2 protein-coding genes and 1 pseudogene are annotated in these 1116 nt (G+C 61.3%); all 3 read left to right on the top strand.

What is annotated here, in order from left to right; genetic code table 11:
- Positions 1-403 (top strand): DUF2948 family protein (locus tag ACR0EL_RS21770; RefSeq protein WP_480502257.1); only part of this gene is annotated, 403 nt, incomplete at its 5' end.
- Positions 400-921 carry a GNAT family N-acetyltransferase gene (locus ACR0EL_RS21765; RefSeq protein ID WP_170398452.1) on the top strand — a complete coding sequence of 174 codons (522 nt, stop codon included), beginning with the start codon at positions 400-402 and terminating at the stop codon, positions 919-921. The genes ACR0EL_RS21770 and ACR0EL_RS21765, both read left to right, overlap by 4 nt.
- A gap of 60 nt (positions 922-981) precedes the next feature.
- A pseudogene (locus ACR0EL_RS21760) lies at positions 982-1116 on the top strand (histidinol dehydrogenase); the annotation flags it as partial.

Raw genomic sequence — 1116 nt, 5'->3', positions numbered from 1 at the left:
GGTGATTGCGACCCTGACGCAGGATGCGGTTTTCCCGGTGACCGAGATGACATGGCAACCCGGCCAGCGCCGCTTTGCGCTGTTGCTCAATCGCTTTCGCTGGGAAGACAAGGATGCCGCTGCCCGGCGCGGTCGCGCCTACGAGCGGGTGCAGGCCGTTTTGATGTTCGGCTCGGTTCTGTCGGTAGCCAGTCAGGGCATCGACCGCAGCGACAAGGACATGATCCTGTCACTGCTCTCGGTCGAATTCGAGCCAAGCGAGGATGGTGCGGGGCAAATCCTGTTGACCTTGGCAGGCGACGGCGCGATCCGCCTGTCGGTTGAGGCCATCGATGCAACGCTCAAGGATGTGACGCGTCCCTACAAGGCGCCTTCTGGACAAGCGCCCCATCACCCCGAGTGAAGAATAAACGTGGCATCGCTCAGGCCTTCCCGAATCCGCCACGCGGCATCGCGGTGCGGCGGGCAACCGTGTTTGATGTATTCGACATCAGCCGTGTTCTGATCCGATCGATCCGTGACCTCTGTCGGGCGGATCATCTGGATAATCCCGAAAACCTTTCCCGCTGGTCTGCCAATAAGGATCCGGCTTCGGTCCGAAACTGGATCGATAGTGGAGCAATCCTTTGGGTCGCTACGCAAGTGGGAGTGGTTACTGCAGTGGGCGGTTTAAGTGGCGAGGGTGAGATATCTCTGCTCTATGTCGATCCCGATCACGCAGGGCGCGGGCTCGGAGCAGCGCTGCTGCACCGGTTGGAAGAGGAACTGCAAGCACGTGGCGCCTCTGAGGCGCATCTGCACGCGACCAAAACGGCACATTCGTTCTATCTGGCGCACGGCTGGCATGATGTCGGCGACCCGACGGAATGGCACGGCATCCCCCAATTCCCGATGCGCAAATCGCTGCACCCAGCGGCCTAAGGGTTGAGGCCACCCGGCCCGGGCGATAAGACCCGTTGAAACGCTTCCGGAGTCTCTCACATGCCCGCTTTCCTCGATACGACCTCCGCCGATTTCGAACCTGCATTTCAGGCGCTGTTGTCCGCCAAGCGCGAGGACAGCCCCGATGTGGATGCGGTCGTGGCGCAGATCATCGATGATGTGCGGACCCGTGGC

Source organism: Ruegeria sp. AH12 (assembly GCF_056541465.1).
The sequence above is the reverse complement of the archived record's forward strand: the minus strand, read 5'-3'. Positions and strand labels throughout refer to the sequence as shown.